General features: G+C 47.9%; 20 protein-coding genes and 2 pseudogenes. 16 read left to right on the top strand and 6 right to left on the bottom strand.

The features are described 5' to 3' along the window. Window positions 1-105: 105 nt before the first annotated feature. Entirely contained in the window at window positions 106-315 is a 210-nt protein-coding gene (locus tag J7E21_RS01135) for a hypothetical protein (protein ID WP_215103954.1), read from the top strand. Between the two features lie 63 nt (window positions 316-378). On the opposite strand, the pseudogene J7E21_RS01130 reads toward J7E21_RS01135, so the two are convergent. Then, window positions 379-1,289, bottom strand: a pseudogene (locus J7E21_RS01130) (IS30 family transposase). A 206-nt stretch (window positions 1,290-1,495) separates the two neighbouring features. Here J7E21_RS01130 and J7E21_RS01125 point away from each other — a divergent pair. Then, a complete protein-coding gene (locus J7E21_RS01125; protein ID WP_215103953.1) occupies window positions 1,496-2,764 on the top strand; it encodes an acetyl-CoA hydrolase/transferase family protein in 1,269 nt (422 codons plus the stop codon). A 54-nt stretch (window positions 2,765-2,818) separates the two neighbouring features. Here J7E21_RS01125 and J7E21_RS01120 read toward each other — a convergent pair whose 3' ends face one another. Further along, window positions 2,819-3,589 (bottom strand): 2-keto-4-pentenoate hydratase, encoded by a 771-nt coding sequence (locus tag J7E21_RS01120; protein WP_215103952.1) that lies wholly within the window; start codon window positions 3,587-3,589, stop codon window positions 2,819-2,821. A gap of 134 nt (window positions 3,590-3,723) precedes the next feature. On the opposite strand from J7E21_RS01120, the gene J7E21_RS01115 reads away from it, so the two are divergent. Then, window positions 3,724-4,560 carry an STAS domain-containing protein gene (locus J7E21_RS01115; protein ID WP_215103951.1) on the top strand — a complete coding sequence of 279 codons (837 nt, stop codon included), beginning with the start codon at window positions 3,724-3,726 and terminating at the stop codon, window positions 4,558-4,560. A 43-nt stretch (window positions 4,561-4,603) separates the two neighbouring features. Here the strand turns inward: J7E21_RS01115 and trhA are convergent, their stop codons facing one another. Then, window positions 4,604-5,251 (bottom strand): PAQR family membrane homeostasis protein TrhA, encoded by a 648-nt coding sequence (trhA, locus tag J7E21_RS01110; RefSeq protein ID WP_215103950.1) that lies wholly within the window; start codon window positions 5,249-5,251, stop codon window positions 4,604-4,606. A gap of 129 nt (window positions 5,252-5,380) precedes the next feature. On the opposite strand from trhA, the gene J7E21_RS01105 reads away from it, so the two are divergent. From J7E21_RS01105 to J7E21_RS01060, 10 genes are all read left to right on the top strand, one after another. Further along, a complete protein-coding gene (locus J7E21_RS01105) occupies window positions 5,381-5,962 on the top strand; it encodes a DUF1836 domain-containing protein (RefSeq protein WP_215103948.1) in 582 nt (193 codons plus the stop codon). Beyond that, window positions 5,943-6,377: a YaiI/YqxD family protein gene (locus J7E21_RS01100; RefSeq protein WP_215103946.1), complete on the top strand. Its 435-nt coding sequence runs from the start codon at window positions 5,943-5,945 to the stop codon at window positions 6,375-6,377. Before J7E21_RS01105 ends, J7E21_RS01100 begins: the two co-directional genes overlap by 20 nt. Before the next feature lie 134 nt (window positions 6,378-6,511). Further along, a complete protein-coding gene (locus tag J7E21_RS01095) occupies window positions 6,512-7,213 on the top strand; it encodes a type 1 glutamine amidotransferase domain-containing protein (protein WP_215103944.1) in 702 nt (233 codons plus the stop codon). A gap of 61 nt (window positions 7,214-7,274) precedes the next feature. Beyond that, entirely contained in the window at window positions 7,275-8,339 is a 1,065-nt protein-coding gene (locus J7E21_RS01090) for a type III polyketide synthase (protein WP_215103942.1), read from the top strand. Continuing rightward, window positions 8,339-8,854, top strand: a complete 516-nt coding sequence (locus J7E21_RS01085; RefSeq protein ID WP_215103940.1) for an isoprenylcysteine carboxyl methyltransferase family protein — start codon at window positions 8,339-8,341, stop codon at window positions 8,852-8,854. Before J7E21_RS01090 ends, J7E21_RS01085 begins: the two co-directional genes overlap by 1 nt. Window positions 8,855-8,947: 93 nt before the next feature. Beyond that, the gene (locus tag J7E21_RS01080; protein WP_215103938.1) at window positions 8,948-9,229 is read left to right on the top strand and encodes a hypothetical protein; all 282 of its coding nucleotides are present in this window, start codon (window positions 8,948-8,950) and stop codon (window positions 9,227-9,229) included. Window positions 9,230-9,323: 94 nt separating this feature from the next. Continuing rightward, on the top strand, window positions 9,324-10,403 hold the full coding sequence (locus tag J7E21_RS01075) for an AI-2E family transporter (protein ID WP_215103936.1): 1,080 nt from the start codon (window positions 9,324-9,326) through the stop codon (window positions 10,401-10,403). Between the two features lie 129 nt (window positions 10,404-10,532). Continuing rightward, window positions 10,533-11,315, top strand: a complete 783-nt coding sequence (locus J7E21_RS01070) for a transporter substrate-binding domain-containing protein (protein ID WP_215103934.1) — start codon at window positions 10,533-10,535, stop codon at window positions 11,313-11,315. Window positions 11,316-11,370: 55 nt separating this feature from the next. Next, the gene (locus J7E21_RS01065) at window positions 11,371-12,015 is read left to right on the top strand and encodes an amino acid ABC transporter permease (RefSeq protein ID WP_215103932.1); all 645 of its coding nucleotides are present in this window, start codon (window positions 11,371-11,373) and stop codon (window positions 12,013-12,015) included. Beyond that, complete coding sequence (locus tag J7E21_RS01060; RefSeq protein ID WP_285228719.1) at window positions 12,012-12,740, top strand: amino acid ABC transporter ATP-binding protein; 729 nt, start codon at window positions 12,012-12,014, stop codon at window positions 12,738-12,740. The genes J7E21_RS01065 and J7E21_RS01060 overlap by 4 nt, the downstream gene beginning before the upstream one ends. A gap of 902 nt (window positions 12,741-13,642) precedes the next feature. Here the strand turns inward: J7E21_RS01060 and J7E21_RS01055 are convergent. Together J7E21_RS01055 and J7E21_RS01050 are read right to left on the bottom strand one after the other, a co-directional pair. Beyond that, complete coding sequence (locus J7E21_RS01055) at window positions 13,643-14,083, bottom strand: peptidylprolyl isomerase (RefSeq protein WP_215103930.1); 441 nt, start codon at window positions 14,081-14,083, stop codon at window positions 13,643-13,645. A gap of 75 nt (window positions 14,084-14,158) precedes the next feature. Next, window positions 14,159-14,950, bottom strand: coding sequence for an SDR family oxidoreductase (locus tag J7E21_RS01050; protein ID WP_215103928.1), 792 nt, complete (start codon window positions 14,948-14,950; stop codon window positions 14,159-14,161). 155 nt (window positions 14,951-15,105) lie between these two features. Between J7E21_RS01050 and J7E21_RS01045 the strand changes: the two genes are divergently transcribed. Then, a complete protein-coding gene (locus tag J7E21_RS01045) occupies window positions 15,106-16,092 on the top strand; it encodes an NAD(P)/FAD-dependent oxidoreductase (protein ID WP_215103926.1) in 987 nt (328 codons plus the stop codon). 109 nt (window positions 16,093-16,201) lie between these two features. Here J7E21_RS01045 and J7E21_RS16155 read toward each other — a convergent pair. Then, window positions 16,202-16,336, bottom strand: a pseudogene (locus tag J7E21_RS16155) (BCCT family transporter); the annotation flags it as partial. 356 nt (window positions 16,337-16,692) lie between these two features. Here J7E21_RS16155 and J7E21_RS01035 point away from each other — a divergent pair. Further along, window positions 16,693-17,541 carry a 3D domain-containing protein gene (locus J7E21_RS01035; protein ID WP_215103922.1) on the top strand — a complete coding sequence of 283 codons (849 nt, stop codon included), beginning with the start codon at window positions 16,693-16,695 and terminating at the stop codon, window positions 17,539-17,541. A 278-nt stretch (window positions 17,542-17,819) separates the two neighbouring features. Continuing rightward, a complete protein-coding gene (locus J7E21_RS01030) occupies window positions 17,820-18,575 on the top strand; it encodes a gluconate 2-dehydrogenase subunit 3 family protein (RefSeq protein WP_215103920.1) in 756 nt (251 codons plus the stop codon). The last annotated feature ends 6 nt before the right edge of the window (window positions 18,576-18,581 follow it).

Here is an 18,581-nt window from a genome sequence, read left to right as displayed (position 1 = left end):
CGGAAAAAGTTTACAATTCCGCCAAAACGTGAATGATACAAGCAAAGCTTATTTTCAGGCTGAAAATTTTGACAAGGCAAACGGAACGCTAAAGGGGTTTTGACGATGAAGAATTTCAGTTTCAAAGCCAGAATGATCTATTTCAGCATGATTGTGCTGTTCAGCATTGGGTTTTTCCTGCTGCAATGGACGGCAGCCACAGATGAAGGGGCTGGAATCGGGTCGATGATCTTGCTGATATTATGGGGCGTTATGGCATTGTTCGGTATAGCGGGATTGATTTTCAGCATGTGGACCAGAAAACGAAATCATTGAAGAAAGCACCGTTGTAGTCAGGTCATGGACTTTTCTGCAACGGTTTTTTTGACTGATAGTTTGTCAATTTAAGTGCAACACTTCGTCTTCAAAGGCTTCAGTGGCTGTTTTCCACTCCAGACATTTTCGTGGACGGTTGTTGATTAGGCGAAGCGCTTCCGTCAACTTAGCTTCACTTACCCCAGCGAAATCGGTTTTCTTCGGAAAGAATTCACGCAGAAGTCCATTGCCGTTTTCGTTGCTTCCTCGCTGCCATGACGAGTATGGATCCGCAAAATACACGTCGATCGCGAGCGTTTTTTCCAATACCGGGTAACAGCTGAATTCCTTGCCCCGGTCGGTGGTGGCGGTCTGGATCGCACCTGTTGGAAGCTCATGATGCAGCGTCCGAACAGCTTTCTCCATGGAAGCTGCAGTCCGGTCCACCATTTTGATCGCCCGGTACCAGCGGGTTTTGCGCTCGATAAACGTTGCGACGCGTGCCTTGCTTTTTCCCCGGCTGGAGATGACCGTATCGAGCTCCCAATGGTCGAACGTCTCTCGGTTGCGGACTTCTTTCGGACGCTTCGAGATCGGCGTGCCAATGGAAAATCGTCCGCGTGTTTCCCGGGGTTTCCGTCGCTTGCCCTTTTGCCGGAGCACGGTGAGTGGAACCTCAAGCAGCCCCCCATAAATCCAGCGGTAAATGGTTTTAAAGCAGAGCGTTCCTTGGAATAGCCGGTTCTCAATCTGTTCCGGCGACCACGTTTCGCTCAGTTTCTGTTGGATGATTTCGCGGGTTTCTGGAGTGTGTTTGGACTTGGCTCCACAGTTTGTTTGCGTCGTTTGTAGGCAGCTTGAGCCGTCTCTGCCTGATAACCTCCGTCTGAATCTGCACGTTTCAGTTCATGCGCAATGGCGCGAATCGAATATTGCAGGCGGGCGAGCAGCTCTATTTGGCCCCGTTCTTTTGTGGTAAGCTGGACATAGCTCATGACAGAACCTCCGTGTAGTGTTGGTGTGGTAACTTACATTTTACACGAGCCTGTCATGGGCCCTTTTTTATTTTCAGCGAGTGATGCACTTAATATTACAATCCGTCGACTGAAAAAACAGAATAGCAATGGGAGTTTGCAAACTCAAGAATAGGCAATCTTGTGATAGAGTGGAAAGATCATTAGATAATCAGGAGTGAACCGAAATGTCCAAACAACTCAGCCCAAAACAATTCGTCGATTTGATCGAACCAAATGCGGATCTCATTATACCAATCGCAAACGGTGAGCCAATACGGCTGCTCGATCTATTAGAAGAACATGCTGCACAACTGAACAATGTCAAAATTCATCAAATGCTGGCGCTTCGCGACCGCGCATACATCCGAGGGGAACTCGAACAACTGCGCCACATATCGTATTTTCTGAGTGGTGCTACGCGCAGTGTGTATCAGCAAGCAAAAATGGATCTCATTCCGAATAATTTCCACGAAATGCCGCGCCTGTTGCAGAAGACGACAAATTTGTCGATGGTCATGACGGTCGCATCCCCGATGGATGAGCACGGTTACTTTACATTCGGTACGCAAGCCGATTACGTGGCGGAATTTGTCGGCAAAGTGCCGTTCGTTCTCGAAGTCAATGAACATATGCCGAGGACATTCGGGCGCAATCAGATCCACATCAGCCAGATTGCAGGGTATGTGGAACATCACGCGCCGCTTGCAGAAGAGCAAGTCGGGGCCATCAGCGAAAAGGATATGAAAATCGCCTCATCGATCATCGGTGATATTGCAGACGGCGATACGCTGCAGATCGGCATCGGCTCTGTGCCGAATGCCGTCATCAGCATGCTGAAAGACCACCGCCATCTCGGTATCCATACGGAAATGCTGCCGGACGGCGTGGCGGATTTGGTTAATTCCGGCGCTATCGACGGCACACGGAAATATACGAATCCTGGGAAGATTGTCGCGACGTTCGCATTCGGTTCGAAAAACTTATACGATTTCATCGATGGCAACCCGGCTGTCGAAATGCTGCCGGTAAGCCAAGTCAACGATCCGCGGGAAATCGCCAAAGAGAAAAACATCGTTTCCATCAACGCGACGACGGAAGTCGACCTTTACGGACAATGCGCTTCTGAAACGGTCGGCGGCAAGTATTATTCCTCGAGCGGTGGACAAGTCGATTTTGCCCGCGGCGTGCGTTTTGCTGAAAATGGCAAAGGCTACATCTGCATGCCATCGACTGCGAAAAACGACAGTTTGTCCCGCATCAAACTGAACTTATCACCTCTTTCGGTCGTCACGACCGGCAAAAATGATGTCGACAATATCGTCACCGAATACGGTATCGCGCGCTTGCATGGCGTATCGATTGCGGAGCGCGCTAAGCGCCTGATCAGCATTGCGCATCCGAAGTTCCGTGATGAATTGATGTTTGACGCTAAAAAGAACGGTTTCTTGCTATAGGCAATAACTGAATATGAAACAACAACCCCCCAGCTGCAAAAGCTGGGGGGTTGTTTAATGGACAGTAAGTGCGACGCTGCCGATGCCTTCGTAATGGGCTTCGTATCGCCCTGTTTCCAATTTTTTCGGCAAGATGAACGTGCCGGAAGAGACCGCCATCCCTTTTTCGAGCGACAAGCCGTGGCTTTCCAGTTCCTCTGCCAGCCATTTGATGGCATTGACCGGGTGGCGCAGTACTTCAGAAGATCTTCCTGAAGCGATCGCTTGACCATCCAAGAACAGCTCGCCGCGTATATCGTCCAATTGATCAAAGGATACATTGCCGACGGCTTCACCGATGATGATGCGCCCGGCGACCGCGCTGTCGGCAACGACTTGGCCGAGTGTGATATTAGGGAACCAGTCGGTGAAGCGGCAATCCGGCACTTCAATGCCGGGTGCGATTTTCGTTTTACTCAAAATGGTTGCTAGCGAATCCGCCGTTTGAATATCTTCTTGAATCAGGAAAATCAGTTCGATTTCAATGAGTGGGGACAGCATGGAAGCAAGCTCGATTGTCCCGTCCGATAACGCAGGAGCGGTTAATGCCCCGTACAGCGGTTTTTCGGAGTTGAATAATTTTTGTGTTTCGGGACTCGTCAAGCTGATTTTGTAGCCTCTCAGCGGTTCGCCGTCCTGTGTTTTTCTTAAAGTGAGCGCATGCTGGATCGAGTAGGCAGCAGACAGGTCGAGCGTGGGGGGGATCTGGTCTTTTTCGAGTGCGCGATTGTTTTTATAAGCGGCATATAGACGCTCTGCCAGCTGTTTGGTTTGGAGTGGTGCCATTATTCAGTCTCCTTCCTTTCCTTTATCATACCATCCGTACACAAGGCCCTGCACGGAGAGGATGCAAATTTGCATTTCGGCGGGAGTATCTTATAAGATAAAGAAGACTAGTAAGAAAAGGGGCGGCTAATGTTATGGGAGAGATTAGTGGACAGCTACATGATTTCATCTTAAAAAATGAAGAGCAAATGATTGAAGAATGGCTTGCAATGCGAAGCAGCCAACGTAATTCGATCTATTCCACGCAAGCGTCAGCTGAAACGGTGGAAAAGTTGAAAAAAGAGACAGGCGGCTTTATTGAAGCGGTCACGGCGATCTTTGTCCATAATGAGGAAGAATCGCTTGCCTATGTGGAAAATTGGGCATCAACAGTCGCCAAAGAGCGCGCTCAGCAATCGGTTCCGCTTTACGAAGTGATGGAGCAGCTCGGGCAGGTACGTAGAATTTATTGGAATTACGTCCGGAAGTTTTTTGACGAAGTCGAGGAGGCTACCAGCCAGGACGCACTTCGATGGAGCGAGATGCTTAATGATATTTTCGACTTCATCATCGAAAGTTTTGCCCGCTATCACCACGAAGCGCATCAGCGGCTTTTGGCGAGCCATCAGGAAGTGATCGACGAACTGAGCAGCCCGGTCATCCCGATACGCAAAGGCGTCGGCATTTTGCCGCTAGTCGGCGGAATCGACACATACCGCGCCAAGGTGATCTTGGAGACTGCGCTCGTGGAAAGTTCCAAACAACAATTATCGACACTCTATATCGATTTGTCGGCGGTGCCGATTGTCGATACGATGGTTGCCCAGCAATTGTTCCAGCTGATGGATTCGTTGCGCATCATCGGGGTGGAATCCGTGCTCTCCGGCATCCGCCCGGAAATCGCGCAAACCGCCGTCACACTCGGCATCGACTTCAAGAACATAAAAGTCTACGCTAATCTGATGCAGGCGCTCGACGCTCTCGAACATTAAGAAAAGAGCGGCTCTCTAAACTATAGAGAGTCGCTCTTTCGCGTTAAAGTACATATATATAGACAGCGAGGAAATGGCAAGTGCTGCCGAGCAGGATAAAGAGGTGGAAGATTTCATGGAATCCGAGATAGCGGGAAGACAGGAAGTCCGGCTTCAGCCAATAAATGATGCCTCCGACCGTATACAGGATACCACCCGAAATGAGCAGCCACAAACCGGCAGCCGAAAGACTTCCGGCAAGCGGCCCAGCTGCGAAAACGATGAGCCAGCCCATTAAAATATAGATTGCCGTTGATAGCCAGCGCGGGGCATGGAACCAAATCATTTTAAAGAAAATGCCGCTGGTACCAAGCGCCGAAACAATCCCGAACACCGTCCAGCCGAGTGTGCCTTCTAAGGCGATCAAGCAAAACGGTGCGTAGGAGCCGGCAATCAATAAGAAAATCATCGAATGGTCCAATTTGCGGAAAAAAGCGATGACCCCAGGACGTGCTTTCACTGTGTGATAAACTGTGGAGGCTGTATAAAGCAGCATCAAGCTGATGCCGAAGATCAGCACCGCTGTAATATGCAAAGCGGGGGCTTGCGAATAAGCGGCTTTGATGACCATCGCGAGCAACGCGACGAATGATAGAAGCGCACCTGCCAAATGGGATAATGCATTGAATGGTTCTCGGATATAAGCGGTCATGAATCTGTACCTCCTGATACATAGTTATTGAAACTACTTATAATAATATATGTATTAATAATGCCGGTCAAGTTTGTCGGCTTTTCACTCATCATGTAAGATGAGGAGAGAGAAACTGAGGTGAAGTGAATGGAAAACATCGACAAACTCATTGGCCAATTGGCGCTCGATAGCCAAATCCATACGAGCGATATCCCGAAAATCGATTTGTATGTGGACCAAGTCATTCAATTGTTTGAAACGAGCTTTCATGACACAAAGCGCTTTTCAGATGATAAGATCCTGACCAAAACGATGATCAATAATTATGCCAAAGGGAAATTGTTCTATCCGGTGCAGCATAAAAAATACACGCCCGATCATATTATGCTGATCAACTTGATTTATCAGATGAAAAGTACGCTGTCCATCAACGATGTAAAAAAAGTGCTGGAGAAAGTGAATGAAAAAGCCCAGATGCAAGAACTCGATCTATCCGCATTTTACGAAACGTATTTGGCGCTACAACAAGACAATCAAGTGGCGTTCCGGGAAGAAGTGGAGCGGCAGGCAAAAGCGGTCGAAAATACACAAGGCGAAGCAGATGAAGAGCTTTCGAAGGTGCTGTTCATCGCTTCGCTTGTCCACAAAAGCAATTTATACCGAAGAGCGGCAGAAAAGCTGGCCGATGAACTGGTAAGGGAGCAAGCCGATGGCAAAAGTACTTATTGATGCAGACGGTTGTCCTGTTGTCGATTTGACGATTGAGCTGGCAAATCGTTTCGGTTGGCCGGTGCTGCTCGTGTGCGACACTTCCCATGAGATGCACCGGGAAGGGGCAGAAACGCTGACGGTATCTAAGGGAGCAGACGCTGTCGATTTTGTCTTGGTGAACCGTGTAGCTCCGGACGATATCGTCGTGACACAGGATTACGGACTCGCCGCCATGGTGCTCGCCAAACGTGGGGTGCCGATCGACCAGAACGGCCGCGTCTACCATGAAGGCAATATCGAGCAATTATTGCATGGGCGCCATGTCTCCAAAAAAATCCGGCAGAGCGGCGGCCGCATGAAAGGTCCGAAAAAACGCCAGCAAGCGGATAATGAGAAATTCGGTGAAAGTTTGTCCAGATTGTTGAACCGGTAAAGACCCGCATACTTGTGGGTCTTTTATTGTTTGCCGCTGTTGTAAAACAGAGTATTCCACTCTTCAAGTGAATAATTTTCCATCAATAGGGAATAACAGACCATACGCATGAACGCATGAGGAGGATACGGGCGATGAAAAAAATACTGATTGTCGTAACAAACCATAAAGACCTCGGGAGCCGCGGAAAAAAGACGGGGCTATGGCTGCGCGAACTGACGGATTTTTATCATGAAGTGAAAGATGATTTTCAAGTGGATATCATCAGCACAAGCTCGAACAAAGTGCCGATAGATCCGAGAAGCCTGCCGGCAGCCGTAATTAACGGCCGGACGCGGCATTATTACTTGGACGAAGCGATACAGCGGCAACTGGACAATCCCCTGACGCCGGAACAAATTAATGCGGATGACTACGCCGGCATCTATTTCACCGGCGGGCACGGGACGATGTGGGATTTTCCCGATAATGAAGAATTGCAGCAGATCACAGCCCGCATCTACGAACAGGGCGGTATTATAGCGGCGGTTTGCCACGGTCCGAGCGGGTTATTGAATGTACATTTATCGGACGGCAGCCCGCTATTAGCGGGCCACTTGGCAACTGGGTTTTCGGATTTCGAAGAGAAATTGCTCGGCCTGTACAAAGACATTCCGTTTTCCTTGCAGCATGAAATGAAAGAGCGCGGTGCACTCGTCCAAATTGCGCGGTTGCCGCTCGAAGAATGTGTCATTGAGTCAGGGCGGCTGATCACCGGCCAAAACCCGGCTTCCGCTTCTACGGTCGGCCAAAAGATGCGTGAGCAGTTGAAGTATGCAGAACGTTATTCAAAGTAAGTACTCAAGCTGTCATCCTGGCGGGTGGCGTTTTTAAAGCGAAAAATTAGGAGGAACGTCTATGCCCATGATCCGTACCGTCGTTACCGAAAATGCTCCATACCGCGTCAATCAGCGCGACCTTGTAGGCGTTGTGCGAAATTTATTCGGCGGTGAATATGAAGACATCGAAAGGCTATTGAAAGTATTCGGCAACGGCCAGATCGACAGCCGCTATTTTGCCGCACCGTTGGATTGGTTCGAAAAAGATCGGACGCTGGAAGAGAAAAACAACCTGTATATCGAGGAAGCAGTCCGGATGGGCAGTCGTGCCGTCCAAAAATGCCTGGCGGAAGCTGAAGTTGACGCAACAGAAATCGATGCCATCATCTTCATCTCAAGTTCAGGGCTTTCGACACCGACCATTGATGCCCGCATCATGAACGAATTGAACATGCCGCCAAATATCAAACGGATGCCGCTCTGGGGGCTCGGATGTGCGGGTGGTGCCGCCGGTTTGAGCCGCGCGGATGATTATTGCCGCGCCTATCCGGGTGCGAACGTACTCGTTCTTTGTTTGGAGCTATGCAGTTTGACCTTTGTCAGGGGTGATAAATCGAAAAGCAATTTGATCGGCACATCGCTGTTTTCGGACGGCGCAGCCTGTGTGCTCGTCGCTGGCGATAAAGCGGCTGATGATGACGGCTTCCGCATCCACGCCAACCGCTCCGCATTGATGCCGCAGTCGGAAGATGTAATGGGCTGGGATGTCCGGGATGCCGGCTTGCATGTCGTCTTTTCACGGAGCATTCCCAGCATCATTGAAAAATGGCTGAAGCCGAACGTCAATGAATTTCTAGCTGCACTCGGAAAGTCGACGGACGATATCCAGCATTTCATCGCACACCCCGGAGGGAAGAAAGTATTGACCGCTTATGAAAAATCATTGGAGATGCCCGCTTCACAGACGGCGATTTCCAGACAGGTCCTGTCGGAGTACGGAAACATGTCATCGCCGACGGTGCTGTATGTGTTGAAAGAGTTTATGGATCGACCGATGAAAACAGGGGAAGAAGCATTGCTCACAGCGCTCGGGCCTGGATTCAGCTCGGAAATGCTGTGGCTCGAATGGGTGGGTGAAGCGTAATGGTCTTTTTTTATACGCTGTTGCTGATCGTGATCTTGCAGCGCATTCTTGAAATCGTCTATGCGCGCAGAAACGAAAAAAAGATGAAACAAAAAGGCGCAATTGAATTCGGTGCTGACCATTACAAGTGGATCGTACTGCTCCACATTTTGTTTTTCGTGTTCTTCATCGCGGAAACCATTCAACTGGGTGCGGCACTTAGCGCATGGTGGCTGTTGTTTTTGGGATTATTTATTGTGGCGCAAATTATTCGGGTATGGGCGCTTACTTCACTGGGACCGTATTGGAATACGAAAATCATCGTCTTGCCGGGAGCTCAAAAAGTAGCGCGGGGCCCATACCGGTTTTTGCCTCATCCTAATTATTGGGTCGTCGCTGCTGAAATCTTGGCCCTGCCTCTCATTTTTGGAGCCTGGAAAACGGCATTGTTCTTTACCATCGCCAATGCGCTTCTGCTTTTGTTCGTCCGCATTCCAGCGGAAGAACGTGCACTCGAGATGCTTGAAGAGCAATGATGAAAAAACTTTTTTATTTTCTAGTTAAAACCGTTCATAAAGGGTATACAGAAAAGTAGTGATAGAAACATGTATTAATTTGGAGGGATTTAGATGAAGAACTCGACGATGAACACATTAGTAGGCAGTGCACTCGCAGCAGCTGCAGGGATTTTTGTATACAAAGCATATCAAGAGAAAAACACCATTCGTGTAGAGGAAGACCACGATATGCGCAACAGCAATGCCATCGATGAGCGCGAAAGTGTCTACGCCATCGAGGATTCCAGCGAACAAGGCCTCTCGCAATTGGATTCCGCTTACCGCGAAGAATGGCAAGCAAATGCTTTCCCACAAACCCAAAAAGAGTTGCGTGAACTCGAAGAAGATAAGTAAATCGATAATGCAAGCGAAGGCAGAAGCAATTCTGTCTTCGCTTTTTTGGGTGGAATATTATTAATCAGTACTAAAAAACAAAGGAGTGATCAAGTTGTGGATCCGAAAACCATTCTTTGAATACACGGCGGCGGTGTTACTGCTCGCACTCACATTATACGTACTTAGCAAGCTGGACTATATTTGGGAGCCGATCCGCATTGTCATCGCCACGCTTTTCGCGCCGCTCGTTATTGCTGGCGTATTGTATTATTTACTGCGGCCTTTGGTCGGGCTGCTGACACGGCGCATGCCGAAAGTGGCGGGGATAGGCATCCTCTTCGTGGCGATTTCGCTGGTACTGGCAAGCCTTATCTACATATTCGGTCCGACTATAGTCGAACAAGGAAAAAGCTTGGCGGACTTGGCGCCGGAAAAAGTGGAGGAGATGAGTTCCGACTCGACCAACCTCCTTCAAGGATTTGAGTTTGGCGGAGTTTCAGGGCAAGAAATCAGTGACCGGATTTTCGGTTATGCTGAAAGCTTATCGAGCCGGTTGTTCGAAAATGTGCTTGATATTCTGGGGATGTTTGTCAACGCAGCAATCGTTTTGATCGTTGTGCCTTTCGTGTTGTTCTTTCTATTGAAAGACGATGATAAATTTGTTCCGCATCTCGTAAAACGTTTGCCGGAAGACCATAAAGCTGAAGGCCGGAAATTATTGAAAGACTTGAATGGAACCTTATCGACCTTTGTTGTCGGCCAGGCAATCGTAGCGGGAGTGATCGGGGTCCTGATGTATATCGGCTATTTGATCATCGGACTCGAATACGCGTTGACGCTGGCCATTTTTGCTATGTTCCTGGTCGTCGTGCCGTTTCTTGGGCCGATTTTAGGAATCATACCTGCCATATTCATCGCCTTATTGAACGATGGGCTATTTATGGCCATGAAAGTCGTTCTTGTGTTGCTCGTCGTCCAACAACTCGAAGGCAACTTGGTCACTCCGAATGTCATGGGCAACCGCCTGCAAGTTCATCCATTGACCATCATTCTTTTATTGTTGGTGGCAGGGGCACTTTATGGATTTATCGGCATTTTGATTGCGATTCCGGTTTATGCTGTTTTAAAAACGCTGGTCCATAATTTCCGGCTGTTTTATCGCCTGCATAAAAAACGAGCCGTGAGTCAATAAACTAGTCATTAAGACATAAGTAACTGCCTTCTTTCCCAGTTAATTTAAATCAAAAGGTTCAGAAATTGCGAATATTATGATATATTAGTCAGTAGATTGACTATTAAAGATAGAGGGGGATGTTTATTAATGAAGAAATTGACATTATTGGCATTATTGCTAGCCGTTCTCACGGTGCTTGCAGCTTGTGGCGGTTCAGAAGAAGAAACTGGCGGTGAAGCCGGTGGGGATGCAGAAGGGGAAACGTATCGCGTCGGAATTGATACGACTTATCCGCCATTCGAGTTTGAAGAAGGCGGCGAATACAAAGGAATCGATATTGACTTGATCAACGCCATTGCTGAAAACCAAGGCTTTGAAATCGACTTCAACCCGATGGACTTCGGGGGCATCATCCCGGCTCTGCAAGCTGGACAATTGGATATTGCGATTGCCGGTATGAGTATTACGGATGAGCGCAAAGAAGTCGTGGACTTCTCGGATCCATACTTTGACGCAGGATTATCTTTAGTTGTAGCTGAAGACAATAATGACATCACGTCACTCGAAGACTTAGAAGGCAAAACAGTAGCGGTAAAGAGCGGAACAACAGGCGCTCAGTTTGCACGCGATAACCAGGACGAGTATGGCTATGAAGTTGCCCAGTTTGAAGATAGCCCGTCGATGTTCCAGGAAATTTCAAACGGCAATGCGGAAGTTCTTCTTGAAGACTATCCGGTCATCGCTTATGCCATCGCAGAAAGCGGACTGGCTTTGAAAACTGTCGGCGAACGTTTGACAGGTGACCAATACGGAATCGCTGTCCTAAAAGGTGAAAATGCAGAAGTGCTTGAAAAAATCAATGCCGGCTTGCAGGAATTGCGTGACAGCGGCGAATATGATGAAATCTTAAACGAATACATCGCAGAATAAAACTATGTAGCGCGCATTCGCGCGCTGCATTTTTTTATGCAAGGGGGACATAAGGGTGCAAACAATCATCAATGCTTTTCCGTATTTAATGGAAGGCTTGCAAGTTACGCTATATATTTTCGGCATTGCCATTGTTATCGGCTTCTTAATCGGGTTGATTGTCGCTTTGCTGCGCTTGGCGCCGCTCAAAATTCTGAACTGGATCGCCAAAATCTTCGTCGATGCGATTCGTGGAACACCGTTCATCGTTCAGCTGTTCTTCATTTATTTCGGGTTGAACTCGCTCGGGTTCTTTTCGCTCGATAATACGACAGCGGGAATCGTGACAGTCGCAATCAATGCCGGCGCCTACTTTTCGGAAATCATCCGGGCAGGCATCCAGTCGATCGACAAAGGGCAAACGGAAGCGGCTCGGTCGCTCGGACTCAACCCGACACAGACGATGCGCCATATCATTTTGCCGCAGGCGTTCCGCCGCATGCTCCCAACCATTACGAACCAAGCGATCATCTCTTTGAAGGATACCTCGTTGCTTTCAGTTATCGGAGTAGCGGATTTGACGCAGGAAGGGCGCATTCAGGCAAGTGCCACGTTCGATGCGTTTAACGTCTATTTGATTCTCGGCATCATTTACTTTGTCGTCATTTACTTGCTCTCTATGCTGGCGAGCTTTGTGGAAAGGAAGTTTGTATTGCGATGAGTATGATCATAGTGGAAAACCTCAAAAAATCATTTGGAGATTTAGAAGTCATCAAAGACATGAGCACCGTCGTCGAGGAGAAAGAAGTCATTTGCGTCATTGGCCCATCCGGTTCGGGCAAAAGTACGTTTCTGCGTTGCTTGAACCGGCTCGAAGAAATCAGCGGCGGGCATGTTTATATTGAAGGAACGGACATCACCGACCCGAAAGTGGACATCAATAAAGTGCGCCAAAATGTCGGGATGGTGTTCCAGCAATTTAACCTGTTCCCGCATAAAACAGTGCTGCAAAACGTGACCCTTGCACCGACCAAGCTGAAAAAAGGCGACCAGAAAGCGGTAGAAAAGAAAGCCTATGAGCTGCTTGATAAAGTCGGCTTGCGCGAAAAAGCGAAAGCTTATCCGGGCGAATTGTCCGGCGGGCAGAAGCAGCGTGTTGCGATTGCACGTGCGCTTGCGATGGACCCGAAAATCATGCTATTCGATGAGCCAACTTCGGCACTCGACCCGGAAATGGTCGGTGATGTGCTCGATGTTATGAAACAATTGGCGAGAGAAGGCATGACGATGGTCGTCGTGACCCATGAAATGGGCTTTGCGGCAGAGATGGGCGACCGCGTCCTGTTTATAGACGGCGGCTATATCGTGGAAGAGAATGTCCCGAAAGAACTATTCGGGAACCCGCAGCACGAACGGACGAAAGCGTTCCTCAGTAAAGTGTTATAAAAATGATTAGAAAAAGCGTGCCGTCGCGGTGCGCTTTTTTATGTTGGTGAGCTGGAATATATATTCGGAAATGAGACGCCCTTTGTTATTTCTTCAACAAGATATTCGCCGCCACGCTTTGGGTGAGGCGGCTGTTAGATTTCATTGATTTTAGTAACTTAAGTAAAATCTGCTTTTTTAGCATGTATCCACTGTTTGGAGAATCACTTCCCTGGTGAAATTGTGTTTGAGAAATGAGCTGGAATGGATGTGTGGAAATGTGCCGCAGATGTTTCTGGCATCACGAATGGATCCGCCGCCCTGCTTTGGGTAGGCCTCTTGCAATGAGCCAGGAAAACCGCCTGTCTCACTGCATCGGCTCACCCTTCGCGCTGGACGGCTGAAGGATTTCGTTGTGTGTAGACTTTTTAAGCTGTTCTGTTTCTTTATGGGTTGCCGGCTAGCAGGGGAATCGCTTTCCGGGAAGCGGCATCTAGCCATGATCTTCTTAAATTAAAAGCTTGTTGTTCTGTTTAGTGGATTAGAACTAGCGACAATATATTCTTTAAACAGTGTGATGTAACTTCTAAACATGATGCATTTCCACAACTTGCTTATAGTGGACTGAAGAACTTTATCCACCACACAAAAACTAGAGACGGAGTGGAAGGGGCCGACGCCCGCCCCCCGGCAAGCGTGCCCCTGCAACGCAGTCGAATAGCAGAACTTAGTTAAACATCCTGTCGCTTCAGCCGCATGACTGGTCAAGCGTCCGCCTGAAGCGCAGTCTCATAACGCAAGCTATTTAGACAAAAACTCTTTGCCCTTTGGAGTGTAATATCAACTCTAGCTTTTTAAATTAAAGTCACTAAATTTCAAGCAAACAAAAAAGCGTGCCACTGGGGCACGCTTTTTCTTATAAATTATTCAGCGTCAAAGACGTGGACTTTTTCCATTTTATCGTCTTTTTTCATAGCTTTCGCAGTTTCTAAGCCTTTTGTTACTTGGCCGAATACTGTGTGCACGCCGTCAAGGTGAGGCTGTGCATCGTGGACGATGAAGAATTGGCTTGAGCCAGTATCTTTGCCAGCATGCGCCATAGAAAGGCTGCCTGCCTGGTGCTTGTGCGGGTTGCCTTCTGTTTCACATTTGATGGTTTTGCCGCTGCCGCCAGCGCCTGTACCAGTCGGGTCGCCACCTTGGCTGACAAATCCTGGAATGATGCGGTGGAAAACAACGCCGTTATAGAAACCGGAGTTTGCAAGCTCCTCAAAGTTTGCAACTGTGTTTGGTGCTTCATTCGGGAAAAGGTCGAATTCGATTACTTCGCCGTTTTCCATGTGGATGTGGCCTTTTTTCGTCATGTACAACATCTCCTTTTCGATTGGTTCATTCCTCAGTATATCGGCTTTTTTCGGATCTGCCTACTAATAAGGGGCTTATAAAGCTTTCAAGAATCCGCCGTCAACAACGATCGATTGGCCGGTCACATAAGAGTTGGCGGAAGAAGCCAAAAAGACGACAGTGCGGGCAAATTCTGCAGGTTCCCCGAGGCGTCCGCGCGGGATTTGGGCTTCGGTGTTCTTCAGCACCTCATCCGCAGAAATGCCTTGTCTATCAGCTGCTGCTTGGTTCAGTTCGGCAATCCGATCTGTCGAAATCTTGCCGGGGCCGACTGTATTGACCATAATATTATCATTCGCCACTTCGCGGGCGAGGGTTTTTGCAAAACCGACCATGCCGGCGCGCATCGTATTCGACAAGATAAGTCCATCAATCACTTCTTTCGTGGAAGAAGAGGAAATATTGATGATGCGCCCAAATTGCTGTTCTTTCATATATGGAAGAACTTCACGGCACGTGCGGATATAGCTCAATAGGTTTTGGTCGAATGCCGCATACCAGTCGTCATCGCTCATTTTGTCGAAGCCGCCCGCTTTCGGTCCACCGGTGTTGTTGACGAGCACATCGATGCGGCCAAACTTCTCAGTGACTTGCCCGAACAATGTGCTAATGTCTTCCGCTTTTGACATATCACAAGCAAAAGCATGGACTTGGTCATTGCCGCTTTGTTTTCGCAATTCAGCAGCGGTTGCGTCGACGGCTTCCTGTCGGCGGCTGGAGATGATAACGATGGCTCCCTCTTTGGCGAACTCTAATGCTGAAGCTTTGCCAAGCCCTTTGCTGGAGGCCATGACAACGGCCACCTTTTCTTTTAATCCGAGATCCACATTTATCATCCTTTCCATTTGGTTCCTTGTTTCAGTTTACGATAGAATAGAATGGATGGATATGCTAGTTTCAAATTTCCGCCATAAGTCCAATAGCGGCGAACCTATATAGATATGATAGGATATAGATATTGATTAGATTAGGAGTGTTAGAGATGGAAGAACGTGAAATTTTCGATATTACAATCATCGGCGGCGGGCCAACAGGCTTGTTCGCATCATTTTACGGCGGTATGCGTAAAATGAAAGTAAAAATCCTCGATAGCTTGCCTCAGCTCGGCGGACAATTGATGGAATTGTATCCGGATAAATTCATTTACGATATCGGTGGTTTTTCAAAAGTATTGGCAAAAGACTTGGTGGATAATCTTGTCGAACAAGCCAAATACGGCGACCCTGAAATTTGCCTGGAAGAAACTGTGGCGTCTGTCGAACGCGAAGAGGAATATTTCGTCATCGGCACCGACAAAGGCATGCATTATTCGAAAGCGATTCTATTGACGGCAGGCGTTGGTGCATTCCAGCCGCGTAAACTGGCAGTCGACGGCACTGACGCATTCGAAGGTAAGTCTTTGCATTATGGCGTCAAAGACCTCACGTTGTTCAGCGATAAAAAAGTGGTTGTCCTCGGCGGCGGCGATTCTGCGGTCGATTGGGCGATGATGCTTGAGAACGTAGCTTCACAAGTGACGTTGAGCCACCGCCGCGAGAAAATGACGGCGCATGAAGCGAACATCGATACGGTGCTGCAATCGTCGGTCGAAGTGAAAAAGCCTTATAACGTCAAGGAACTTGTTGGTGAAGACGGCCAAGTCCGTGAGCTAGTTCTCGAAGACAAAGAAGGCAATGAAGAACGCTTAGAAGTTGATCATGTAATCGTCAACTACGGCAACATTACATCTCTTGGGCCGATTAAAGAATGGGGCCTCGAGATGGAGAAAAACTCGGTCATCGTCAATTCCAAGATGGAAACGAACGTGCCAGGGATTTATGCCGCAGGGGATATTGCCACTTATGATGGCAAAGTGAAATTGATTGCGGTCGGGTTCGGCGAAGCGCCGACGGCCATCAACAATGCGAAATCCTATTTGGATCCAAAATCCAGAGTTCAGCCTTTGCATAGCACAAGTGTATTCAAATAATAGAAAGAGAAATGCCCGTGAAGCTGATTCAGCTTCACGGGCATTTCTCTTTGTCATTAAAGGCGCGGCTTTCTCTGTTTGATGACAACCGGAACTTGGTTAGCGGCCTTCAAGTGACCTCCATAAGCAGGACGAGAACTGAGAATGGCAAGGCCGCGATGATCAAGGAGTTCTGCAACCCTTGCGTACCGCCGCTGTAGATGACGATTGCTGCAACGGCGCACTGAATCAATCCCCAGGCGACAAGAGCTAAGAAAATCGTAATGGAAATCCAAAAAACAATCGTGACATTTTTCAAATGAGTTCCTCCTAAACAAAAAGAAGTTATCAAAATGGCAGAATAGTCAATGCTGTTGTAGCTTCTCATTCCCGACTGGGCTAATCCATCCTCATATTATTAAGCCGGAAAAATGCGAAATACAGCAAAAAAATATATTTTTCAACAAAAAGAAAATGGAATGTTCTGATTTATTACAGTCTGTCATATTCAAAAGTCTGTCGTAATGTAATTGTTAAGTTTTAATGGTCGTCCTGTCATGTTCCTGAAATGCGCAAGTGTTAAGCTATGTCTTGTGTTAGTGAAAAGGAGGAATTTCATTTATGAAAAAGCAAATCGTTACACTAACTGCAATCGCAGCTTTAAGTGTAGGCGCAGCATCACAAGCAAGCGCTAATTCATCGTATACAGTCCAATCAGGGGACACGCTCTGGGAAATCTCACAAGAAAAGAACGTTTCGGTACAAAACCTAAAAAGCTGGAATGATTTATCTTCTGATTTGATCTTCCCAAGTGATACGCTTTCCATTGAAGGGAAAGAACAGGCATCTAAGAAATCATCATCTTCATCTTATACAGTTAAAAGCGGTGACACATTATTCGAAATCGCTACTGCTCACGGAATCTCATTAGATCAATTGATGAGCTGGAACAATCTTTCCGGCCACACAATTTTCCCGGGACAAGAGTTTGCAGTAAAAGGCGCAGCAGCTAAAGCAGCGGCACAACCGGCAGCTAAAGAAGCAGCACCAGCACCAGCACCAGCAGCTAAACCAGCAGCTAAAGCGCCGGCTAAAGAAGCGCCAAAATCAACACCAGCAGCTCCAACACCAGCAAGTGCACCTGCAGCAGCGGCACCGGCAGCGGCATCTACTCAATCAGGTAAAGAAATGACTGTATCAGCAACAGCTTATACTGCTTATTGCGTTGGATGTTCAGGAGTCACTCGCACAGGAATCGACTTGCGTTCGAACCCGAACCAAAAAGTTATCGCAGTTGACCCGTCTGTTATCCCACTTGGCTCAAAAGTATGGGTTGAAGGATACGGAACTGCAATCGCTGGCGATACTGGCGGAGCAATCAAAGGCAACAAAATTGACGTCTTCATCCCAACTCAAGGCGAAGCTTTGAACTGGGGCCGTAAAAACGTAAAAATTAAAGTTCTAGACTAATATTTTTAAGCTACAAAGCCGAGGTGACCATTCCCTTGGCCTTTTTTTTCCCGCTTTAACGGTCCGATTGGATCAACTAACAATCAGTGCAGAATGAAGAACCCCACATTGATTGAATTTTCTCTTTATTTAAGCCCTTGCAAATGTGCAAGGGCTTTTTTTTGCTTAATTTTCTGAAAATAACCAGAAAATCATTGAAATCAAAGTTAAGAGGCATATAATATGGGGTATAGTTACTGAGTATTCACAATATTTATACAACTAAGGAGGCGCATGACATGGCAGAGAAGAAAAATGTTTCCAGGCGCGATTTTCTGAAGACTTCAGGTATTGCGGCAGGCGCTCTCGTCGGTGGAGGAATCATTGGTGGATTGATCGGTGCCAATACTCGCCAGGATGGTGCAGTGCCGAGTGGCGGGGAAGCGGGTCACAGCGGCAACGGAGAAGCAGCAGTCGGGGCACGCGGTTTGCAGTTTTTTAAAAATTCAGCAGAATTTGCAGTTCTTGAACAGGCAACAGAGCGCATCTTTCCAGAAGACGAGCTTGGTCCAGGGGCCATCGGGCTGGGCGTTCCTTTCTTTATCGACCATCAGCTTGCCGGAAGCTACGGCGAAAATTCCAGGGAATATATGCAACCCCCTTTTGAAGTGGGTGAAGCAACCCAAGGTTATCAAAGCCGATTAAAACGCAATGAACTTTTCCGGCAAGGGCTGCAACGGATGCAGCAAGAAGCGCAAAGCCGCTTCGACACCAATTTCGTTGATTTGGAAGGCGAACAGATGGATGAAATCCTGACAGCTTTTCAGGAAGATGAAATAGACATGCAGGCGGCGACTTCGCAGTTCTTTTTCCGTCTTCTCCGACAAGCGACATTAAACGGTGCGTATGCCGATCCGATTTATGGAGGCAACCAGAATATGGAAGGATGGCGCATGAAAGGCTTCCCGGGACACCGACCAGCTTATATTAATGAAATTGAAAGTGAAGACTTCGTACAGATGGATCCGCATTCGGTGGGAGATATGCTGAACTAATTAAGG

Origin of the sequence: Planococcus sp. ISL-109, assembly GCF_018613655.1 — a bacterium.
In the GTDB taxonomy this organism is placed as follows: domain Bacteria; phylum Bacillota; class Bacilli; order Bacillales_A; family Planococcaceae; genus Planococcus.
Note: the sequence above shows the minus strand (reverse complement) of the source record. Positions and strands in the feature narration are given on the sequence as shown.